The organism is Stenotrophomonas sp. SBJS02, assembly GCF_020428325.2.
GTDB lineage: Bacteria > Pseudomonadota > Gammaproteobacteria > Xanthomonadales > Xanthomonadaceae > Stenotrophomonas > Stenotrophomonas africana.
Map to the genome: position 1 here is coordinate 756129 of NZ_CP109812.1, position 17975 is coordinate 774103.

15 protein-coding genes and 1 riboswitch are annotated in these 17975 nt (G+C 67.3%); of the genes, 7 read left to right on the forward strand and 8 right to left on the reverse strand.

Features of this window, described 5'->3' with window-relative positions:
• Positions 1 to 37: 37 nt before the first annotated feature.
• Both FQS62_RS03410 and metF read right to left on the reverse strand, forming a co-directional pair.
• The gene (locus tag FQS62_RS03410; RefSeq protein ID WP_208043847.1) at positions 38 to 619 is read right to left on the reverse strand and encodes a DUF4124 domain-containing protein; all 582 of its coding nucleotides are present in this window, start codon (positions 617 to 619) and stop codon (positions 38 to 40) included.
• Between the two features lie 40 nt (positions 620 to 659).
• Positions 660 to 1487 carry a methylenetetrahydrofolate reductase [NAD(P)H] gene (gene metF, locus FQS62_RS03415; RefSeq protein WP_049448938.1) on the reverse strand — a complete coding sequence of 276 codons (828 nt, stop codon included), beginning with the start codon at positions 1485 to 1487 and terminating at the stop codon, positions 660 to 662.
• Positions 1488 to 1690: 203 nt separating this feature from the next.
• Between metF and FQS62_RS03420 the strand changes: the two genes are divergently transcribed.
• The 3 genes from FQS62_RS03420 to FQS62_RS03430 are packed head-to-tail and all read left to right on the forward strand — an operon-like array spanning position 1691 to position 4419.
• Positions 1691 to 2617: an alpha/beta fold hydrolase gene (locus FQS62_RS03420; RefSeq protein WP_208043848.1), complete on the forward strand. Its 927-nt coding sequence runs from the start codon at positions 1691 to 1693 to the stop codon at positions 2615 to 2617.
• Positions 2618 to 2641: 24 nt separating this feature from the next.
• Positions 2642 to 3691 (forward strand): sensor histidine kinase, encoded by a 1050-nt coding sequence (locus FQS62_RS03425; protein ID WP_208043849.1) that lies wholly within the window; start codon positions 2642 to 2644, stop codon positions 3689 to 3691.
• On the forward strand, positions 3688 to 4419 hold the full coding sequence (locus FQS62_RS03430; protein ID WP_208043850.1) for a LytR/AlgR family response regulator transcription factor: 732 nt from the start codon (positions 3688 to 3690) through the stop codon (positions 4417 to 4419). Before FQS62_RS03425 ends, FQS62_RS03430 begins: the two co-directional genes overlap by 4 nt.
• Positions 4420 to 4425: 6 nt before the next feature.
• On the opposite strand, the gene FQS62_RS03435 is transcribed toward FQS62_RS03430, so the two are convergent.
• The gene (locus FQS62_RS03435; RefSeq protein ID WP_208043851.1) at positions 4426 to 5943 is read right to left on the reverse strand and encodes an amidohydrolase family protein; all 1518 of its coding nucleotides are present in this window, start codon (positions 5941 to 5943) and stop codon (positions 4426 to 4428) included.
• 136 nt (positions 5944 to 6079) lie between these two features.
• Between FQS62_RS03435 and FQS62_RS03440 the strand changes: the two genes are divergently transcribed.
• Together FQS62_RS03440 and FQS62_RS03445 are read left to right on the forward strand one after the other, a co-directional pair.
• Positions 6080 to 6637 (forward strand): DUF3228 family protein, encoded by a 558-nt coding sequence (locus tag FQS62_RS03440; RefSeq protein ID WP_049448950.1) that lies wholly within the window; start codon positions 6080 to 6082, stop codon positions 6635 to 6637.
• A gap of 90 nt (positions 6638 to 6727) precedes the next feature.
• Positions 6728 to 7360: an energy transducer TonB gene (locus tag FQS62_RS03445; protein ID WP_080354940.1), complete on the forward strand. Its 633-nt coding sequence runs from the start codon at positions 6728 to 6730 to the stop codon at positions 7358 to 7360.
• Here the strand turns inward: FQS62_RS03445 and FQS62_RS03450 are convergent.
• The 3 genes from FQS62_RS03450 to ahcY all read right to left on the reverse strand — a co-directional run bounded on the left by FQS62_RS03450 (position 7357) and on the right by ahcY (position 9978).
• Entirely contained in the window at positions 7357 to 7860 is a 504-nt protein-coding gene (locus FQS62_RS03450; RefSeq protein WP_208043852.1) for a hypothetical protein, read from the reverse strand. The two genes, FQS62_RS03445 and FQS62_RS03450, sit on opposite strands and share 4 nt — an antisense overlap.
• The gene (ybaK, locus tag FQS62_RS03455; protein WP_049448955.1) at positions 7860 to 8333 is read right to left on the reverse strand and encodes a Cys-tRNA(Pro) deacylase; all 474 of its coding nucleotides are present in this window, start codon (positions 8331 to 8333) and stop codon (positions 7860 to 7862) included. Before ybaK ends, FQS62_RS03450 begins: the two co-directional genes overlap by 1 nt.
• A 199-nt stretch (positions 8334 to 8532) precedes the next feature.
• Positions 8533 to 9978 (reverse strand): adenosylhomocysteinase, encoded by a 1446-nt coding sequence (gene ahcY / locus FQS62_RS03460; RefSeq protein WP_004154241.1) that lies wholly within the window; start codon positions 9976 to 9978, stop codon positions 8533 to 8535.
• Positions 9979 to 10014: 36 nt separating this feature from the next.
• Positions 10015 to 10098, reverse strand: a riboswitch (S-adenosyl-L-homocysteine riboswitch).
• A 120-nt stretch (positions 10099 to 10218) separates the two neighbouring features.
• On the opposite strand from ahcY, the gene FQS62_RS03465 reads away from it, so the two are divergent.
• Complete coding sequence (locus FQS62_RS03465; protein ID WP_208043853.1) at positions 10219 to 12735, forward strand: S9 family peptidase; 2517 nt, start codon at positions 10219 to 10221, stop codon at positions 12733 to 12735.
• A 237-nt stretch (positions 12736 to 12972) separates the two neighbouring features.
• Positions 12973 to 15684, forward strand: a complete 2712-nt coding sequence (ppc, locus tag FQS62_RS03470; protein WP_099590109.1) for a phosphoenolpyruvate carboxylase — start codon at positions 12973 to 12975, stop codon at positions 15682 to 15684.
• Positions 15685 to 15743: 59 nt separating this feature from the next.
• Here the strand turns inward: ppc and FQS62_RS03475 are convergent, their stop codons facing one another.
• Together FQS62_RS03475 and metK are read right to left on the reverse strand one after the other, a co-directional pair.
• Positions 15744 to 16250: an acyl-CoA thioesterase gene (locus FQS62_RS03475; protein ID WP_099590110.1), complete on the reverse strand. Its 507-nt coding sequence runs from the start codon at positions 16248 to 16250 to the stop codon at positions 15744 to 15746.
• Between the two features lie 187 nt (positions 16251 to 16437).
• Positions 16438 to 17649, reverse strand: coding sequence for a methionine adenosyltransferase (metK, locus tag FQS62_RS03480; protein WP_005408103.1), 1212 nt, complete (start codon positions 17647 to 17649; stop codon positions 16438 to 16440).
• Between the last annotated feature and the right edge of the window lie 326 nt (positions 17650 to 17975).

Here is a 17975-nt window from a genome sequence, read left to right on the forward strand (position 1 = left end):
GTCAGATCATCGCAACGCGGGGCTTTGACCCTACCGATCACAACGTGATCCAGAAACACCCGTACTGCCGCCGCAATCCCAGCACCGTCGAAGCGCGCGCTGCGCTGCCCGGCAACGTCTGCTCCAGGCGGAGTCCGACCGGATGGCGAACGGCCGGCGGCTCAGGGTCGGACCCCTGCGCAGCAGGGCTCTGACCCTCCTCCTGCGATTGCGGCAGCGCCTGCGAGGGGTACACCGGCACTACGTCCACCCATGGCCGCCGCGCCAACGATTCCAACTGGCCGAGGATGCGCTGCGCGCCCGCATCGGAGACCGCGCCCCACAGGTACAGCGAGGACAGTCGGTTCACATCGTTGCTGACGATGCCGACGCGCAGCGCATCCACCAGTTCGCTGAGCCGCCGCGGGCAGCGTGCCCCCAGGGTGTCGCGCTGCAGGGTATTGCCGGTGGGCGCAGGCGGTGGCAGCCGCGACTGCGCACCCAGGCTGTCGCAGGGACGATCGGTATACACGCTCTGGCCCCGCGCATCGGTGCAGCGGTTCAGGCGGGTGGACTGTGCGTGGGCGACGCTCGACAGCACGCACAGCGGCAGCAGCAGCAGGAAGGAAAGCCGGGTCATCCCCGCAGGGTAGCGCCGATCACGCTTGCGCGCCGTGCTCTCAGCCCTGCAGCAGCTTCAGCACCGAGGTGGTCGGCTTGGCCAGGTTCAGGGTGTAGAAGTGCAGGCCGGGTGCGCCGCCCTCGATCAGGCGCTGGCACAGCCGGGCCACCACTTCGGTGCCGAATGCACGCACCGACTCCGCATCATCGCCGTAGGCCTGCATCTTGCGGCTGATCCAGCGCGGAATCTCCGCACCACACTGTTCGGAAAAGCGGCGCAGCTGGCTGAAATTGGCGATCGGCATGATGCCCGGGGTGATCGGCACCTGTACACCCAGCCGCCGCACTTCATCGACGAAGTGGAAGTAGGCATCCGGGTTGAAGAAGTACTGGGTGATCGCCGCATCGGCACCGGCATCGATCTTGGCCTTGAAGTGCTTCAGGTCGGCCAGTGCGTCAGCGGCCTGCGGATGCGTTTCGGGGTACGCGCCCACTTCGATGTGGAACGCATCGCCGTGCTCGGCACGGATGAAGTCGATCAGTTCGGCGGCGTAGCGCATGTCGCCGGGAAAGCCCATGCCCGACGGCAGGTCGCCGCGCAGCGCGACCAGGCGGCGGCAACCGATGGCGCGGTACAGCTTGAGCAGCTCGCGGATTTCCTGACGGGTGCCGCCGACGCAGGACAGGTGCGGTGCTGCATCGAATCCATGGTGCTGGTTGAGGTGGCGCACGGTTTCGGAGGTATAGCTCAGGGTCGAGCCACCGGCACCGAAGGTACACGACACGTACTGGGGATCGTAGTCCTTCAGCTTTGCCGCGGCGCGGTCCAGCTGGCTGCGCTGTTCGTCGGTCTTGGGCGGATAGAACTCGAAGCTGATGGCAGTCATGGCACGGGCGGTGGCGGCGGGTGCGGGCCAGTATATCGCTTCATCAAGATGGATGTTGGTTGGCTGCGCGGAAAGGTACCGTCCGTCGCCTGCGACCGTTTGACCCGGTCTCCGGCCGCTGCTCCGAAATTGCAACCCGGATGCCGCGGCCGGCGGCACGCTGATCCCATCCCGGCAACACCCACCCGATGAAGGAGCTGACGATGAAGATCTTCCTGGCACTCTGGTACGCAATGAAGGCGCTGGCCCGGCTGGCCATGATCGGCATGGCAATGGCCGTACTCGGCTCCGGCTCGGCGCATGCCGCCGGCGCCCTGGCTGCGGGCAAGGTGCAGGTCGAGGTGGTCGGCAAGGGCCGTCCGCTGCTGATGATCCCCGGCCTGAACAGCAGCGCCGAGGTCTGGCGCGAGACCTGCCTGGCCCTGAAGGATGTGCAGTGCCATCTGGTGCAGCTGCCCGGCTTTGCCGGCGCCGCAGCCGCTGATCCGCGCCCGGCCGACTTCCTGCCGGCCATGCGCGGGCAGCTGCTGGCCTACCTGCATGACCGGCACCTGGGCCCGGTGGTGGTGATCGGCCACAGTCTGGGTGGCCTGCTGGGCCTGCAGATGGCGCAGGCCGAGCCGAAGGCGGTCAGCGCACTGGTGGTGGTCGATGCACTGCCGTTCCTGCCGGCGGCGCGTGACCCGAACGCCACCGCAGACAGCGTGCGGCCAATGGCCGACCAGCTGCGCAAGGGCATGCTGGCTGCCGACGCCGCGCAATGGCAGGCGCAGTTGAAAGCCGGCCTGCCGGGCATGACCCGCGATCCGCAGCGGCAGGCCGAACTGGGGCGCTGGGGCGAAGCCAGCGACCGCCAGACCACGGCTGACGCCATGCATGCGGTGATGACCACCGACCTGCGCGACAGCATCGCCTCGATCACCGCACCGACGCTGGTGCTGGGCAGCTGGGCCGGCTACCAGCCGATGGGCGGCACCGAGGCCAGCACGCGCGCGGTGTTCCAGGCCCAGTACGCGAAGCTTCAGGGCGTGCAGATTGCGATGAGCGCACAGGGGTTCCACTTCCTGATGTGGGATGATCCGCGCTGGCTGCAGGAGCAGGTGCAGCGTTTCCTCGCCGCGCACCCCTGACCCTTGTCCTCGCCGAGAGCCCGCATGGACGCCACTACCTCATCCCGCCGCTTCTGGACGCTCAATGCACTGGCATGGGCGGGTTATGCGATGTACGGGCTGTGGGCGGGGATGCGGATCGGCGGCGGCGTGGTGTTCAGCGGCATCGTGTTGATCACCGTCAGCGTGGCCGCCTGCCTGTGGCTGTGCAGTGGCATGCTGCGCGCGGTGGCGCTGCGCCAGCGCTGGTGGGAGGGGAGCCTGGGCAGCCTGGTGTTGAAACTGGCCGCCGGTGTGGTGGCCGGTGCCAGCGTCGCACAGGCGATGACGGCGGCGCTGCTGCTGCCGGCGCTGGCACTGGGCTGGGTGCAGCTGCCCGGTGGCCACGCGGATTACCGATGGTCTTCGCTGCTGGTGTACTGGATGAACACCGCGCTGTTCCTGCTGATGTGGACCGGCCTGTGGGCCGGCCTGCACGGTCTGCGCCGGGCGCGCCACAGTGAACTGGCCCGGCTGCGAGCCGAAGCCGAACGCAGCGCACTGGAGCGCGATGCACTGCGTGCACGGCTCAACCCGCATTTCATGTTCAATGCGCTGAACAACCTGCGCGCGCTGATCCTGGAAGACCCGGAGCGTGCGCGCGACATGGTCACCCGCCTGTCGCGCACGCTGCGCCAGGCGCTGGCACACAACCGCAGCGAGCAGGTCACCTTGGCCGAGGAACTGGTGGTAGTGGACGACTACCTGGCCATCGAGGCAGTCCACTTCGAACAGCGCCTGCAGGTAAGCCAGCACATTGATGCCGATGCCCTGCAGGCACAGCTGCCGGCGATGGCGCTGCAGCTGCTGGTGGAGAATGCGATCAAGCATGGCATCGCCAGCCGCCCGGGCGGCGGTGAGGTGCAGATCCGTGCCACGCTGGACAATGACGTGCTGCGCCTGCAGGTGGACAATCCGCTGGGCAGCGCCAACGAGCCCACCCATGGCCATGGCGTTGGCCTTGCCTACCTGCGTGCGCAGCTCGGCACGCAGGGTCGTTTCACCCTGCAGCCGGTCGGCGACCGCATGCAGGCCCTGCTGGAGATTCCGCAATGAGTGGCGTGCTGCGTGTGTTGATCGTTGATGATGCGCGGCTGGCGCGGCAGGAGCTGCGTACGCTGTTGTCGGCGCTGCCCTGGGTGCAGTGCGTGGGCGAAGCCGACGATGTACCCGCTGCACGCGAGGCGATCGCCACACTGGCGCCGGACCTGGTGCTGCTGGATGTGCAGATGCCCTCGGGCAGTGGCTTCGATGTGCTGGACGGTCTGGAGACAGTGCCGGCGGTGGTGTTCGTCACCGCCTACGACACCTATGCGGTGCGTGCGTTCCAGACCAACGCGCTGGACTATCTGGTGAAGCCGGTGGAAGCGCCGCGGCTGCTGGAGGCGCTCGAGCGGGCGCGCCAGCGCGAGGTGGCTTCGGCCGGGGCGCCGGAGTCGCGTGGCACACTGGATGGGCAGGATCAGGTGTTCGTGCGCGAGGGCGATCGTTGCTGGTTCGTGGCGGTCTCCGAGATCCGCCGGCTGGTGGTGGATGGCAACTACACGCGTCTGTGGTTCCGCGACCAGAACGCCTTGCTGACCCGCAGCCTGAGCGCGCTGGAAGCACGCCTGCCGCAGGATCTGTTCTTCCGTGCCAACCGCAACACCCTGGTCAACCTGCGCCGCATTCGTGGCGTGACGCCCAGCATCGCAGACGGCTACGACCTGTCGCTGGATGACGGCAGCGAAGTGGAAGTGTCGCGGCGGCAGGCACGTGAACTGCGCGAGCGGATGGCGTTGTAGCTGCCCTTACAGCTCGGCACTGACCGGGCTGGTCACGAAGCCCCACAGCAGGCGTGCCATCACTGCTGGAGAACGCGCCTGGGAACGCGCATACACCAGCAACATATCCAGGCGCGGGCGGTCGTAGAGATGGCCGGCCAGCAGCACCGCATGCACGCGGCGGGTATTGGCGGTGTCGTGGAGCGGGTTGCCATCAAGCAGCACCAGATCTGCGGCTTTGCCGACCTCGACGCTGCCATGCGATGCCTGCAGCTGCAGATGACGCGCGGCCTGCAACGTGGCTGCGCGCAGCACGTCGGCCTGGCTCAGGCCGGCTTGCCGCAGCCACTGCAGTTCATCGTGGTAGCGGAAGCCGCCCAATCCGGTGTCGGTGCCGACCAGCACGTTGACGCCGGCGCGATGCGCCGCACCGGTGAGCGCCAGGCCATGCTCGAAGTAGGTCTTCAGAGCGTCTTCGCCGCGTCGGCCGGGATAGCGCGCCACGGTGGCCTGCAGGTCATCACGCCACGCCCAGCGTGAGAGCGGGTCCAGATAGGTCAGGCGCGGATCATCGACGAAGGCCGGATCGCGTGCGCGTGCATCCTCTTCACGGGTGACATGGGTCGGCACGAACGCGGCACCGCTTGCCTGTATCAGGCCGAATGCTTCCTCGCAGAGCGCGGGCTGGTATCCGCTGACCATCCGCTCGGCCAGCGCGGTCGGATCTTCGCCATCGAGGGTGCCGCCACGCCAGGCGGCTGCGTTTTCGAAGCAATGCCGCACGAACAGATGGGCGTGTTCGAAGCTGCGCTGCCCCGCCTGCAATGCGCTTTCCAGAGGCACGGCCCTGGGCAGGTGGCCGACCAGCGGGCGACGCAGCTGCTGCGCCTCGTTGGCCAGCCGCTGGTAGGTGTCCGCACGCAGCCGGTTGTAGACCTTCAATGCATCGATGCCGCGCGCAGTGTAGGTGCGTGCGCGTTCGGCGGCGGCGTCTGGCGAGAGTGATGGATCCTCGAAGTAGAAGCTGGCGATCTGCATGAAGCGCGGTGCGACCTGCTGGCCGGCAACGGCCTGTGCGGTCCAGCGGCGCTTGTCGGCCACGCAGGCGATCAGCGGGTCGGTAGCCTGCGGGCAGTCCATCATGTCGCGGGTGCCGGTAATGCCATTGGCCAGCATCAGTGCGAACTGCAGTTGCGGTGACAGCTGCAGTGCATGGGTATGCATGTCCCAGAAGCCGGGCAGCAGCCAGCGGCCGCCGGCATCGAGCACCGGCAATGTGGTGTCCCGTGGCGTTTCGCCGATGGCGATGATCGTGCCGCTGCGCACTGTCACTGTCGTGGGTTCGCTGACCTGGCCACGCGCGACGTCCACCACCCGCGCGTTGACGATCACGCGGCTGTTGCCCGGCTCGGGCAACGGCGGTGCCGACAGCGGCCAGAGCAGAGCGGCGGCGAACAGCAATGGCGGCGCCAGCAGGAGGATGGCCAGAACGATCGGCCATCGCCGACGGTGGGCGGAACGGGGCAACGCACGTGCTGCATCCATGAGCCGGCAATCCTTGCATTGGGTCGTCCGCAGGGTGCTGCAAGCCGGACACGGGCGCCAGTGACCATCGGCATCTGGCCCGGCCTGGCTCCGGGGCGGTTACCCTGTGCGGTGGAACTCCTGATCACGCCCTGCCATGTCCATCGTCCTCACCGATTTCGCCCGTCCCCGCCTGTTCCCGCGCGTGCCGCGCGGCAACACCCTCCAGGACTGCACTGCCGAGCAGTTCGAGGCACACCTCAATGCGCACGCACCGCTGAAGGTGCTCGACGGCTACGCGCCGTTCTGCAAGTTGTTCGTCTATGAGAACTGGACCAGCACGCGCTGCCTGACGGTGCCGGTCACCGAGGACAACCGCCATCTGCTGCGCAGCGGCTACGAAGCGCGCAACCGTGAGGAACTGCCGGTACTGGTGCGCTGGTTCGAGGGTGTGGAGTCCCCGCGCGCGAACTACCTGGTGGTGATCCTGTACAGCGCCGGGCAGCTGGCGAGGGAAGGTTCACCGATCGAGGCCGACTGGGGCATCGTCGGCTGCATCTACACCGCCGAACCGGAAGAGGTGCCGATGGCGCCGATCACGATGATGCGCAATGCGCTGGGCGTGGAGGAGGGCGGTTCCGGTGTACCGCTGGACCGGGAGGCCTACCGGCGCTCGGTGGAGTTCTGGGAGAACAACGCCAACTGGCGGCCCTGAGCCCACGCTGTGGCCGGACAGCCGGCATGTGAACAGGGTGACGGCAGTGGAGCGCTACCATGGCGGTGAATCAACGCAGGGAGCACAGGGATGGATGTTCGACGTTGGATGCCGTTTGCATGGGTCGCCGCAGGCCTGTTGGCCGCAAGTGAAAGCTCGGCAGCAAAGTACGATGCAGGCGCTGCCTGTGGGGCCCTGTCCGACGTGACGCAGATCCGCGACGCGGGCGTGGGTTCACTGCAGGCGCAGGCAACCTCGGGGCGTTGCACGTTCCATGTGGAAGCGGATGACGCAGCAGCGCTTTCGCGTCAGCAGTCATTGCTCCAGAGCGTGTCGGCGATTGCCTGTGGTGGGCCAGCCACCACCCGGCCTTCGCAAGGGGCTGCGGGCTTCGACCTGCAGATGCCTGCCCGTTGCCCGCTCTCTTCCAGCACGCCGTTGATTGCCCGGGAAGGAGGCTGGCACCAGCGGCGGCTCTCGTCGGTCCCGGCGTATCCCGCGGCCGCCATGCGCGAAGCCCAGCAGGGCGGTGTCGAGCTGATGCTGCTGCTGGATGCACAAGGCAAGACCCAGGCGATCATCCTGTCCCGGTCCAGTGGGTACCCACTGCTCGATGCGGCGGCGCTCAAGCACGCGCGCGACTGGCGTTATGAGCGTGAAGCGGCGGGCAAGGCGCCAGACATGAGCCTGATACGCGGAACGGTCACGTTCAAGCTCAACTAGGGCATCTGCAGGGCGGGCTCGGCCTTCCACTCCCACCAGCGGTAGTGGTACTCGCGCTCGGTCGCGCGCCATTGCCGCGCGCAGCAGGTGCACGTTAGCCGGTAGCATTCGCCCCAGCCATCCTCCGCTTCGCCCCGTGCACGCAGCTGCACGTGACCTTGTTCCAGCAGCGGCTCGGGGCTGAAGAACACATAGGAAGGGTAGAGCGCACACAGGCAGCCTTCGCGCGCCTGCCAGTAGCGCAGCCGTTGCAGGGCCGCCTTGAGGTGAGCCTGGTTGCTGATCAGCATGCCGCCAAGGGCGACGCCCTGGCAGCTGCGTTCAATCGTATCCACATGCGCGCTCAACGCCTCCAGGGATGCGGGAGTGAACAATCGGGCGACGGTGCGTGCGGCATCGGTGATGCGCGTTGCGTCGCGCGACAACAGGTCCTGCAGCAGCACGTCGGCCTGTGCATCGTCGAGCCGGGGAATCGGTGCTGCAGACCACGGCCAGCGCATCAACGTGACTTGCCGATGGCGGCGTAGTGGCCACCGGTCAGGCGCAGCAGATCGGTGGGTGCCAGTTCCACTTCCAGTCCACGGCGTCCGGCGCTGACATGCAGCGCGGGCAGCGCTTCGGCACTGGCGTCCAGGAAGGTGCGCAGGCGCTTCTTCTGCCCGAGCGGGCTGATGCCACCGACCAGGTAGCCGGTCGCGCGCTGTGCGGCATCTGCAGCGGCCATCTCGCACTTCTTGCAGCCGGCCGCTTCGGCCAATGCCTTCAAGTCCAGCTGGCCGGCCACTGGCACGATCGCCACCAGCAGTTCGTGTGCCTCGGTGCTGGCCAGCAGGGTCTTGAACACCTGGGCCGGGTCGAGGCCGAGCTTGTCGACGGCTTCGCCGCCATACGATTCGGCGTGGGCGTCGTGCACGTAGCTGCGCACGGTGTGGGCGATCTTCTCGCGCTTGAGCAGGTTGATGGCCGGGGTCATGAGGGCATCGTAGCGTGGGGCGGGGGTGTTGCCTTGACCGAAGCTACTGCCGGAGCATCCACGCATGGCGTGGATCTATCGCGGGGACTGGATGCGGGGTGTACGACCACTCGCAAATGCAGAACGGGCGCCCGAGGGCGCCCGTTCCGTGTGTTGCATGCACCGGTGGTGCCGCCCGCTGGCCGGCACTCCGCAGGCATCAGTAGCGGTAGTGGTCCGGCTTGAACGGGCCTTCCACCGGCACGCCGATGTAATCGGCCTGTTCCTGGCTCAGGGTGGTCAGCTTCACGCCGATCTTCTCCAGGTGCAGACGCGCCACTTCCTCGTCCAGCTTCTTCGGCAGCAGGTAGACCTTCTTCTCGTAGCTGTCCTTGTTCGCCCACAGGTCGATCTGTGCCAGGGTCTGGTTGGCGAAGCTGTTGGACATCACGAAGCTCGGGTGGCCGGTGGCGCAGCCCAGGTTCACCAGGCGGCCTTCGGCCAGCAGGAAGATCGCGTTGCCGTTCGGGAAGATGTACTTGTCCACCTGCGGCTTGATGTTGACGTGCTTGATGCCGGCGAACGACACCAGCGCGTCGACCTGGATCTCGTTGTCGAAGTGGCCGATGTTGCAGACGATGGCCTGGTCCTTCATCGCGCTGAGGTGCTCGATGCGGATGATGTCCTTGTTGCCGGTGGTGGTGACGTACAGGTCGGCACGGCCCAGGGTCGATTCGATGGTATTGACTTCATAGCCTTCCATCGCCGCCTGCAGGGCGCAGATCGGGTCGATCTCGGTGACGATCACGCGCGCCCCGTAGGCACGCAGCGAGGCGGCGCAGCCCTTGCCGACGTCGCCATAGCCGCAGACCACGGCCACCTTGCCGGCCAGCATCACGTCCATCGCGCGCTTCAGGCCATCGGCCAGCGACTCGCGGCAGCCGTACAGGTTGTCGAACTTGCTCTTGGTGACCGAGTCGTTGACGTTGATCGCCGGGATCAGCAGGGTGCCGGCCTGGGCCAGCTGGTACAGGCGGTGCACGCCGGTGGTGGTCTCTTCGGAGACGCCCTTCCAGTCCTTGACCACGCGGCCCCAGTAACCCGGGCGCTCCTTGGCGACGCGCTTGAGCAGGTTCTTGATGACCTGTTCTTCGTGCGAGGAGGACGCGGTGTTGACCCAGTCGCTGCCGTTTTCCAGCTCGTAGCCCTTGTGGATCAGCAGGGTCACGTCACCGCCGTCGTCGACCACCAGCTCCGGGCCGGTCAGGGTGCCGTCGGCCAGGGTGAAGGTCAGCGCGTCCAGGGTGCAGTCCCAGTACTCTTCCAGGGTCTCGCCCTTCCAGGCGAACACCGGGGTGCCGGTGGCGGCGATGGCGGCAGCGGCGTGGTCCTGGGTCGAGAAGATGTTGCACGAGGCCCAGCGCACGTCGGCGCCGATGTCCTTCAGGGTCTCGATCAGCACCGCGGTCTGGATGGTCATGTGCAGCGAGCCGGTCACGCGCACGCCCTTCAGCGGCAGCTCGGCCTGGTACTTGCGGCGGATCGACATCAGGCCCGGCATTTCGTGCTCGGCGATGTCCAGTTCCTTGCGGCCCCAGTCGGCCAGCGTGATATCGCGGATCTTGTAATCACCTTCGGTGGAGAAGGTCTTGGCAACAGCGTTCATTCGTGTGCTCCGGTTGTGGGCGAGCGGGTGCTCGCATCTAGCCGGGCGCCGTTGTTACAAAGCCACCTCACCGAGCCTGGCCGGGCCTCACGGGATCCGGTCGCAGCGCCCCTCGGCAGGGGAGAACCCCCATTATATCGCGGCCCCGGCATGACATCCGGATGACCCAACCATCGGCAGATGGGCGGGCGTGCACGGCCTGTTAAGGTCGGTGTTTTCACGCATCACACAGGTGGAACGATGAGCATGCACGCGCGCCGCACACGGCGCTGGACCGGCCTGGTCCTGTCGATGGGACTGCTGGCGGTGGCCCCGCTGGCCTGGGCGGCAGCGCCGCAGCCCGCGGCCGCACAGGCCCGGGGCGTCAACGGCTACGAACTGCCCTCGGCCGCGCTGCAGGCGGTGGTGGACGCACCCCGTGCGCCCTCGTTGTACCTGTCGCCACGCCGCGACGTGGCCGCGATGATGCAGATGCCGTCGCTGCCTTCGATCCAGGTGGTGGCGCAGCCGGAACTGAAGCTGGCCGGCCTGCGCATCAACCCGCGCACGTTCTCCGACAGCCGCTTCAGCTTCGGCGAGAAGCTGTGGCTGATGAACGTGGCCGACGGCAAGGAACGGCAGATCAGCGGCCTGCCGGCCAAGCTGTCGATCGCCAGTGTGATGTGGTCGCCGGACCAGAAGTGGCTGGCCTTCAACCAGGTCGACGCCGCCAGTGGCGCCAATGAACTGTGGCTGGTGGACGTGGCCGGCGGCAGCGCCCGTCGCCTGGTCGCCGGCCTGAACACGGTGATCGGCAGTGGCTACCAGTGGTTGCCGGACAGCCGCGGACTGGTGGTGTTCACCCGCCCGGCCAACCTCGGTGCGGCCCCGGCCGCCGACGGCATTCCGACCGGCCCGGCCGTGCAGCAGACCAGCCAGGGCAGCGGCGTGGTGTCGATCCGTACCTACCAGGACCTGCTGAAGAACGAGGCCGACGCGCGCCAGTTCGATTACTACGCCACCACCCAGCCGATGGAAGTCAGCCTGGACGGCAACACCCGCACGATCGGCGCGGCCGGCATCTTCATGGGCTTCTCGGTGTCGCCGGACGGCCGCTTCGTGCTGCGCCAGCCGGTGCAGCGCCCGTACTCCTACGTGGTGCCGGTGACCAGTTTCCCGCGCCGTATCGAAGTGATCGACCGAGCCAGCGGCACGCTGGTGCACACCGTGGCCGTGCGCCCGCTGGTGGAAGGCCTGCCGACCGGCAACGACGCTGAAGTGACCGGCGTGCGCGACATCAGCTGGCGCGGCGATGCCGATGCAACCCTGGTCTGGGCCGAAGCGCAGGACGGCGGCGACCCGAACAGGGATGCCAAGGTGCGCGATGCGGTGCTGATGCAGGCCGCGCCGTTCGACAAGCCGCCGGTGACGCTGGCCCAGCTTGGCAGCCGCCTGGCCGGCATCAGCTGGGGCCGCGGTGACCTGGCCCTGCTGACCGAATCGTGGTGGAAGACCCGCAAGACCAGGACCTGGCTGATCGCCCCGGACAACGCCGGTACCGAGCCGCGCCTGCTGTGGGACCGCGATGCGCAGGACCGCTACGCCGACCCGGGTCGTCCGCAGGTGTCCAGCGACGATCGTGGCCGCTCGCTGCTGCAGACCAGTGCTGATGGCAGCAGCCTGTACCTGGTCGGTGCGGGTGCTTCGCCGGAAGGTGACCGTCCGTTCGTGGACCGCTTCGACATCGCCAGCGGCAAGGCCACCCGCCTGTTCCACTCGCAGGCGCCGAGCTATTCGCTGCCGGTGGCATTGCTGGACAACCAGGGCAGCTCGCTGCTGCTGAGCCGCGAGAGCCCGGACGAGCCGGCCAATTTCTACGTGCAGTCGCTGGCCGATGCGGGTACCGCAGCGCGCGCGCTGACCCACTTCGCCCATCCGCTGCCGCAGTTGAAGGGCGTGCAGAAGGAACAGATCCGCTACAAGCGCAAGGATGGCGTCGACCTGACCGCGACCCTGCTGCTGCCGCCGGGCTACGACCCGAAGCGCGATGGCCCGCGCCCGCTGCTGATGTGGGCCTACCCGGGTGAGTTCAAGAGCGCGGCCGCGGCCAGCCAGGTGACCGATTCGCCGTACCGCTTCAACGCGGTCAGCTACTGGGGCCCGCAGGCGTTCCTGGCCAAGGGTTATGTGGTGCTGGCCAGCCCGTCGATGCCGATCATCGGTGAGGGCGACAAGGAGCCGAACGACACCTACATCGAACAGCTGGTGGCCAACGCGCAGGCAGCGGTGGATGAAGTGGTGCGCCGTGGCGTGACCGATCGCGACCACATCGCCATCGGTGGCCATTCCTATGGTGCGTTCATGACCGCCAACCTGCTGGCGCACACGCGCCTGTTCAAGGCGGGCATCGCGCGCAGCGGCGCCTACAACCGCACGCTCACTCCGTTCGGCTTCCAGGCCGAGGAGCGCAACTACTGGCAGGCGCAGGACGTCTACCAGAAGATGGCGCCGTTCAATTACGCTGACAGGATCAAGGATCCGATCCTCTTCATCCATGGCGTGGACGACAACAACTCCGGCACGTTCCCGCTGCAGAGCGAGCGCATGTTCGCCGCGGTGAAGGGCTTGGGTGGCACGGCGCGACTGGTGATGCTGCCGAACGAATCGCATGCCTACCGCGCACGCGAATCGATCTTGACCATGCTGGCCGAGAGCGAGCGCTGGCTGGAACAGACCATCGGCCCGGCCGAGCAGGGCAAGGCGAAGAAGAAGCGCTGATACCTGCATGAGGGCGGCCCCTGCAACAGGGGCCGCCTGTGCGGCTGCGCCGCCGCCCGAGCATGGGCTCGGGCGCTACACGGTATAGCACGTGATGATGTCTGTAGAGCCGAGCCCACGCTCGGCTGCTTCTGCTGCGGATACGTGCAGATGAAACCATTTTTGCATCGCAGCACGACGCCCGTTCTGGTTTAGGCTTGGGGCCTGGATCCGTTGACCGAGGCCTGTGCGTCGCCGATGAACGAGTACCGCAGCAGCATCGAATTTGCTTCTCCCGATCTTCCGCTTCGCGATGATGTGCGCCGGCTTGGCGCGCTGGTCGGTGACCTGCTGGTTGAACAGGTTTCGGCCGCGTTTCTCGACGATGTCGAAGACGTGCGCACCCGCGCCATCGCCCGCCGCGAGAATCAGGCGCCCCTGTCCGAGCTGGCCGAAGGCCTGGCCGGGCGCACGCCGCAGCAGGCCGAGACCATGGTGCGGGCGTTCAGCACATACTTCCAGGTGGTCAACATCGCCGAGCGCGTGCATCGCATCCGCCGTCGCCGTGACTACCAGCGCGCCGGTACCGCAGGTGCGCAGCCCGATGGCCTGCAGGACGCGCTGCAGCACCTGAAGGCGCAGGGCGTGGGCCTGGACGAACTGGCGCAGTGGCTCCCGCGCATCGACATCGAGCCGGTGTTCACCGCGCATCCGACCGAAGCCGTGCGCCGTGCGCTGCTGGAAAAAGAGCAGCTGATGGTGGCCAGCCTGGTCGACAACCTCGACGGCCAGCGCACGCCGGGCGAGGCCGCCGCCGATGCGGCGCGCTTCCGCATGGCGCTCACGGCGTCGTGGCAGACCACCGACTCCTCGCCAGTGCGGCCCACGGTCGATGACGAGCGCGAGCACGTCGGCTTCTATCTGGTGCAGGTGCTGTATCGCGTGATTCCGGTGCTGTACGAATCACTGCAGCAGGCGCTGCGCGATACCTACGGCGAAGAACTGCCGCTGCCGCGCCTGCTGCGCTTCGGCACCTGGGTAGGCGGCGACATGGACGGCAACCCGAACGTGGATGCCACCACCATCCGCAACACGCTGGATGCGCAGCGGCAGGCGGTGCTCGGGCGCTATCAGAAGGAACTGCTGCAGCTGGCCAGCCTGCTCAGCCAGTCCACCGAGCGGGTAGGGGTGAGCGACGCATTGCAGGCACGCGTGGCGCAGTACCAGCAGCTGCTGCCGCGGGTGCAGTCGCGCCCGCGCCATGCCGACATGCCGTACCGCCTGCTCAATGACCGCATGCGCGCACGCCTGCAGGCGACGCTGGATGACGGCGAGGGCGCCTACGCCGGCCCCGCTGAACTGATCGACGACCTGCAGCTGATCCTCGACAGCCTGCGCGCCAATCGCGGCGAACATGCTGGCGGCTTTGCCGTGCAGCGCCTGCTGTGGCGGGTGAAGACCTTCGGCTTCCATCTGGCGCGGTTGGATGTGCGCCAGGAATCGAGCGTGCATGCGCGCGCGCTGGCCGCCGTGCTGGGCGGTGAAGCAACCTGGCAGGCGCTGGACGCGCTGGGCCGAGCGCGCCTGCTGGGCCCGCACGCCAGCGGCGAAGACACGCTGCCCAAGGGTAATGACGAGGGCAACCAGCGGCTGGATGCGGTGTTCGCTGCGCTGGCCGATGCGCGCGCGCGGCATGGCAGCGATGCACTGGGCAGCTACATCATCTCGATGGCGCACGACCGCAGCGACGTGCTGGCGGTACTGGCGCTGGCGCGCCGTGGCGGTTTGGTAGAGGAGGGCGGTGCGGTGCCGCTCGACATCGCGCCACTGTTCGAGACCGTGGATGACCTCAAGCGCGGCACCGCGACCCTGCGTGACCTGCTGGCCGACCCGATCTATCGCGCGCACCTGCAAGCACGCGACGACGTGCAGATGGTGATGCTGGGCTATTCGGACAGCAGCAAGGATGGTGGCATTGCTGCTTCGCGCTGGGGCCTGCAGCGCGCGCAGGTGGAACTGCTGGAGGTGGCGGCCGAGGCCGGCATCCGCCTGACCTTCTTCCATGGCCGTGGCGGTTCGATCAGCCGTGGTGGTGGCAAGACCACGCACGCGGTCGATGCGTCGCCGCGCGGCAGCATCGATGGCCGCCTGCGGGTGACCGAGCAGGGCGAGGTGATCCATCGCAAGTACGGCATCCGCGCGCTGGCCCTGCGCTCGCTGGAACAGGCCACCGGTGCGGTGCTGCGCGCCAGCCTGCGCCCGCGTGCCGCCGAGCCGCGCGAGGATGAGTGGCGACCGGTGATGGACGTGGTGTCATCGGCCAGCAGCGAGGTGTATCGCGGGTTCGTTGGCCAGGCCGGCTTCATGGATTACTTCCGTACCGCCACACCCATCGACGTGATCGAGCGGATGACGCTGGGCTCGCGTCCTTCGCGCCGGCTCGGCCAGGACGCGGCACTGGGCAACCTGCGTGCGATTCCCTGGGTGTTCGCCTGGAGCCAGGCGCGGGCGGTGATCCCCGGCTGGTACGGCGTGGGCAGTGGCCTGCAGGCGGCGGTTGATGCCGGCCACGAACAGACGCTGCGCGATATGGCGCGTGACTGGCCGTTCTTCCGTACCTTCCTGGACGACATCGCGATGGTGCTGTCCAAGGGCGATATCACCATCGCCGAGCAGTTCTCGCTGTTGTCGGGCGACCTGCACGACCGCTTCTTCCCGCAGGTGCAGCGCGAACTGGAACTCACCCGGCACTGGCTGCTGGCCTTGATGGACCAGCAGACGCTGCTGGACCACGATGCGCGGCTGGCGCTGTCGATCCGCCTGCGCAATCCGTACGTCGATCCGATCAGCGTGCTGCAGGTGGACCTGCTACAGCGCTGGCGGGCCAGCGGACGCGAAGACGAGGACCTGCTGCGCGCGCTGGTGGCGTGCGTGAACGGTGTTTCGCAGGGCGTGCAGAACACGGGCTGACCTTCTGCATCCGCCGGCGCTACCTGCCTCGGTGGGTGTGGGGCTTGCCCCGCACGCCCTCATTCCTCCGGCGACGGTGGATTCGACGCCAGCAGTTCCAGATGGCGCTGCTCCATTTCCTGGCGCAGCTGGCGGCGGATCAGTGCGGCTGCCTGGCGGCGCTTCTCGTCCGACGTGACCGGCTGCAAGGGCGGCACCGGTGTCGGCCGGCCTTCCTCATCCACGGCCACCATGGTGAAGAAGCAGCTGTTGGCGTGGCGCACGCTGCGCTTGAGGATGTCCTCGGCCACCACCTTGATGCCGATCTCCATCGACGAGGTGCCGGTGTGGTTCACCGAGGCCAGGAAGGTGACCAGCTCACCCACTGCGATCGGTTGGCGGAACATCACCTGGTCCACCGACAGGGTGACCACGTAGCTGCCGGCATAACGGCTGGCGCAGGCGTAGGCGACCTGGTCGAGCAGGCGCAGGATCGCACCGCCGTGGACCTTGCCGGAAAAATTGGCCATTTCCGGCGACATCAGCACGGTCATGGACAGCTGGTGGGATTTCAGTTCGGTCGACATGGGGCGATTGTATCGGCAACCGGGTAGCGCCGGCCGCTGGCCGGCAACGACGCGATTGTTTCCGGAGGCCATGAAAAAGCCGGCCAGCGGCCGGCTCTACCAGAAAGCAGAAGGGCCGCTTGCGCGGCCCTTCCTCACCGTCAGCCGACTAACAGTCGGCTCTACCCGCCGGCTTTATCAGCCGGCTTTACTTCAGCTTCGCATCGGCGCGCAGGGCGGCGGCGCGGTCGGTCTTCTCCCAGGAGAAGGCCGTGGCGTTGACGGTCTCGCCTTCGCCGTTGAGGTAGCTGAACTCCTTCGGCTTGCGGCCGAAGTGGCCGTAGGCCGCGGTCTGCTGGTACATCGGGTGGATCAGGTCCAGCATCTTGATGATGCCGTACGGGCGCAGGTCGAAGTGCTTGCGGATCAGCTTCTCGATCTTGTCGTCGCTGATCTTGCCGGTGCCGAAGGTGGTGACCGAGATCGAAGTCGGCTCAGCCACGCCGATGGCGTAGGAGACCTGCACTTCGCAACGGTCGGCCAAGCCGGCGGCAACCACGTTCTTGGCGACGTAGCGGGCCGCGTAGGCAGCCGAACGGTCGACCTTGGACGGGTCCTTGCCGGAGAAGGCGCCACCACCGTGACGGGCCCAGCCGCCGTAGGTGTCGACGATGATCTTGCGGCCGGTCAGGCCGCAGTCGCCCACCGGGCCACCGATCTCGAACTTGCCGGTCGGGTTGATGTGGAACTTGGTGCCCTTGTGCAGCCACTTGGCCGGCAGCACCGGCTTGATGATCTCTTCGCGGACGGCCTCGATGAGGTCCTTCTGCTTGATGCCCGGGGCGTGCTGGGTCGACAGCACCACCGCGTCGATGGCCGAGACCACGCCGTTTTCATAGCGCAGGGTGACCTGGCTCTTGGCGTCCGGACGCAGCCACGACAGCGGCGAATTCTTCTTCTTGCGGATCTTGGCCTGCTGCTCGACCAGGCGGTGCGACAGGTGGATCGCGGCCGGCATGTAGCTGTCGGTCTCGTTGGTGGCATAGCCGAACATCAGGCCCTGGTCGCCAGCGCCCATTTCTTCCGGCTTCTTGCGATCCACGCCCTGGGCGATGTGCGGCGACTGCTTGCCGATCAGGTTCAGCACGCCGCAGGTGGCGCCGTCGAAGCCGACGTCGGAGCTGTCGTAGCCGATGTCCGTGATGACCTTGCGGGTCAGCGCTTCCAGGTCGATCCAGGCACTGGTGGTGATTTCACCGGCCACAATGGCAACACCGGTCTTGACCATGGTCTCGCACGCCACGCGGGCGCGCTGGTCCTGGGTCAGGATCGCGTCCAGCACCGCATCGGAAATCTGGTCGGCAACCTTGTCCGGATGGCCTTCGGAGACCGACTCGGAGGTGAAGAGATAGCTGGACATCAGGCGTAATATCCCTTGATTCGGATGGAAAGATGGGCGCGAATGATACACGGGGTGCGCCGCCTGTGCATTGTGAACCTGTACCGGTTGCCGGTGGTTAAGCCCGTGTAGGCCCGGCAGGGGCCGTCTGGCCGGGATTGGGGCCCAGCGTCGAGGCCCAGTGTTCCACCAGCGTGACAACGGGGCGGGCGCTGCGGCCCCCGACCGCGCAGGCGGCGTCCCTGTCGACAAGACGGACCCGTGGTCATCGTTCTGCCCCAAAACCGCCATCTGGCTGCCGCCTGCCGGGAGCAGGCTGTCGGCCAATCCGGCCGCCGGGCATGAGT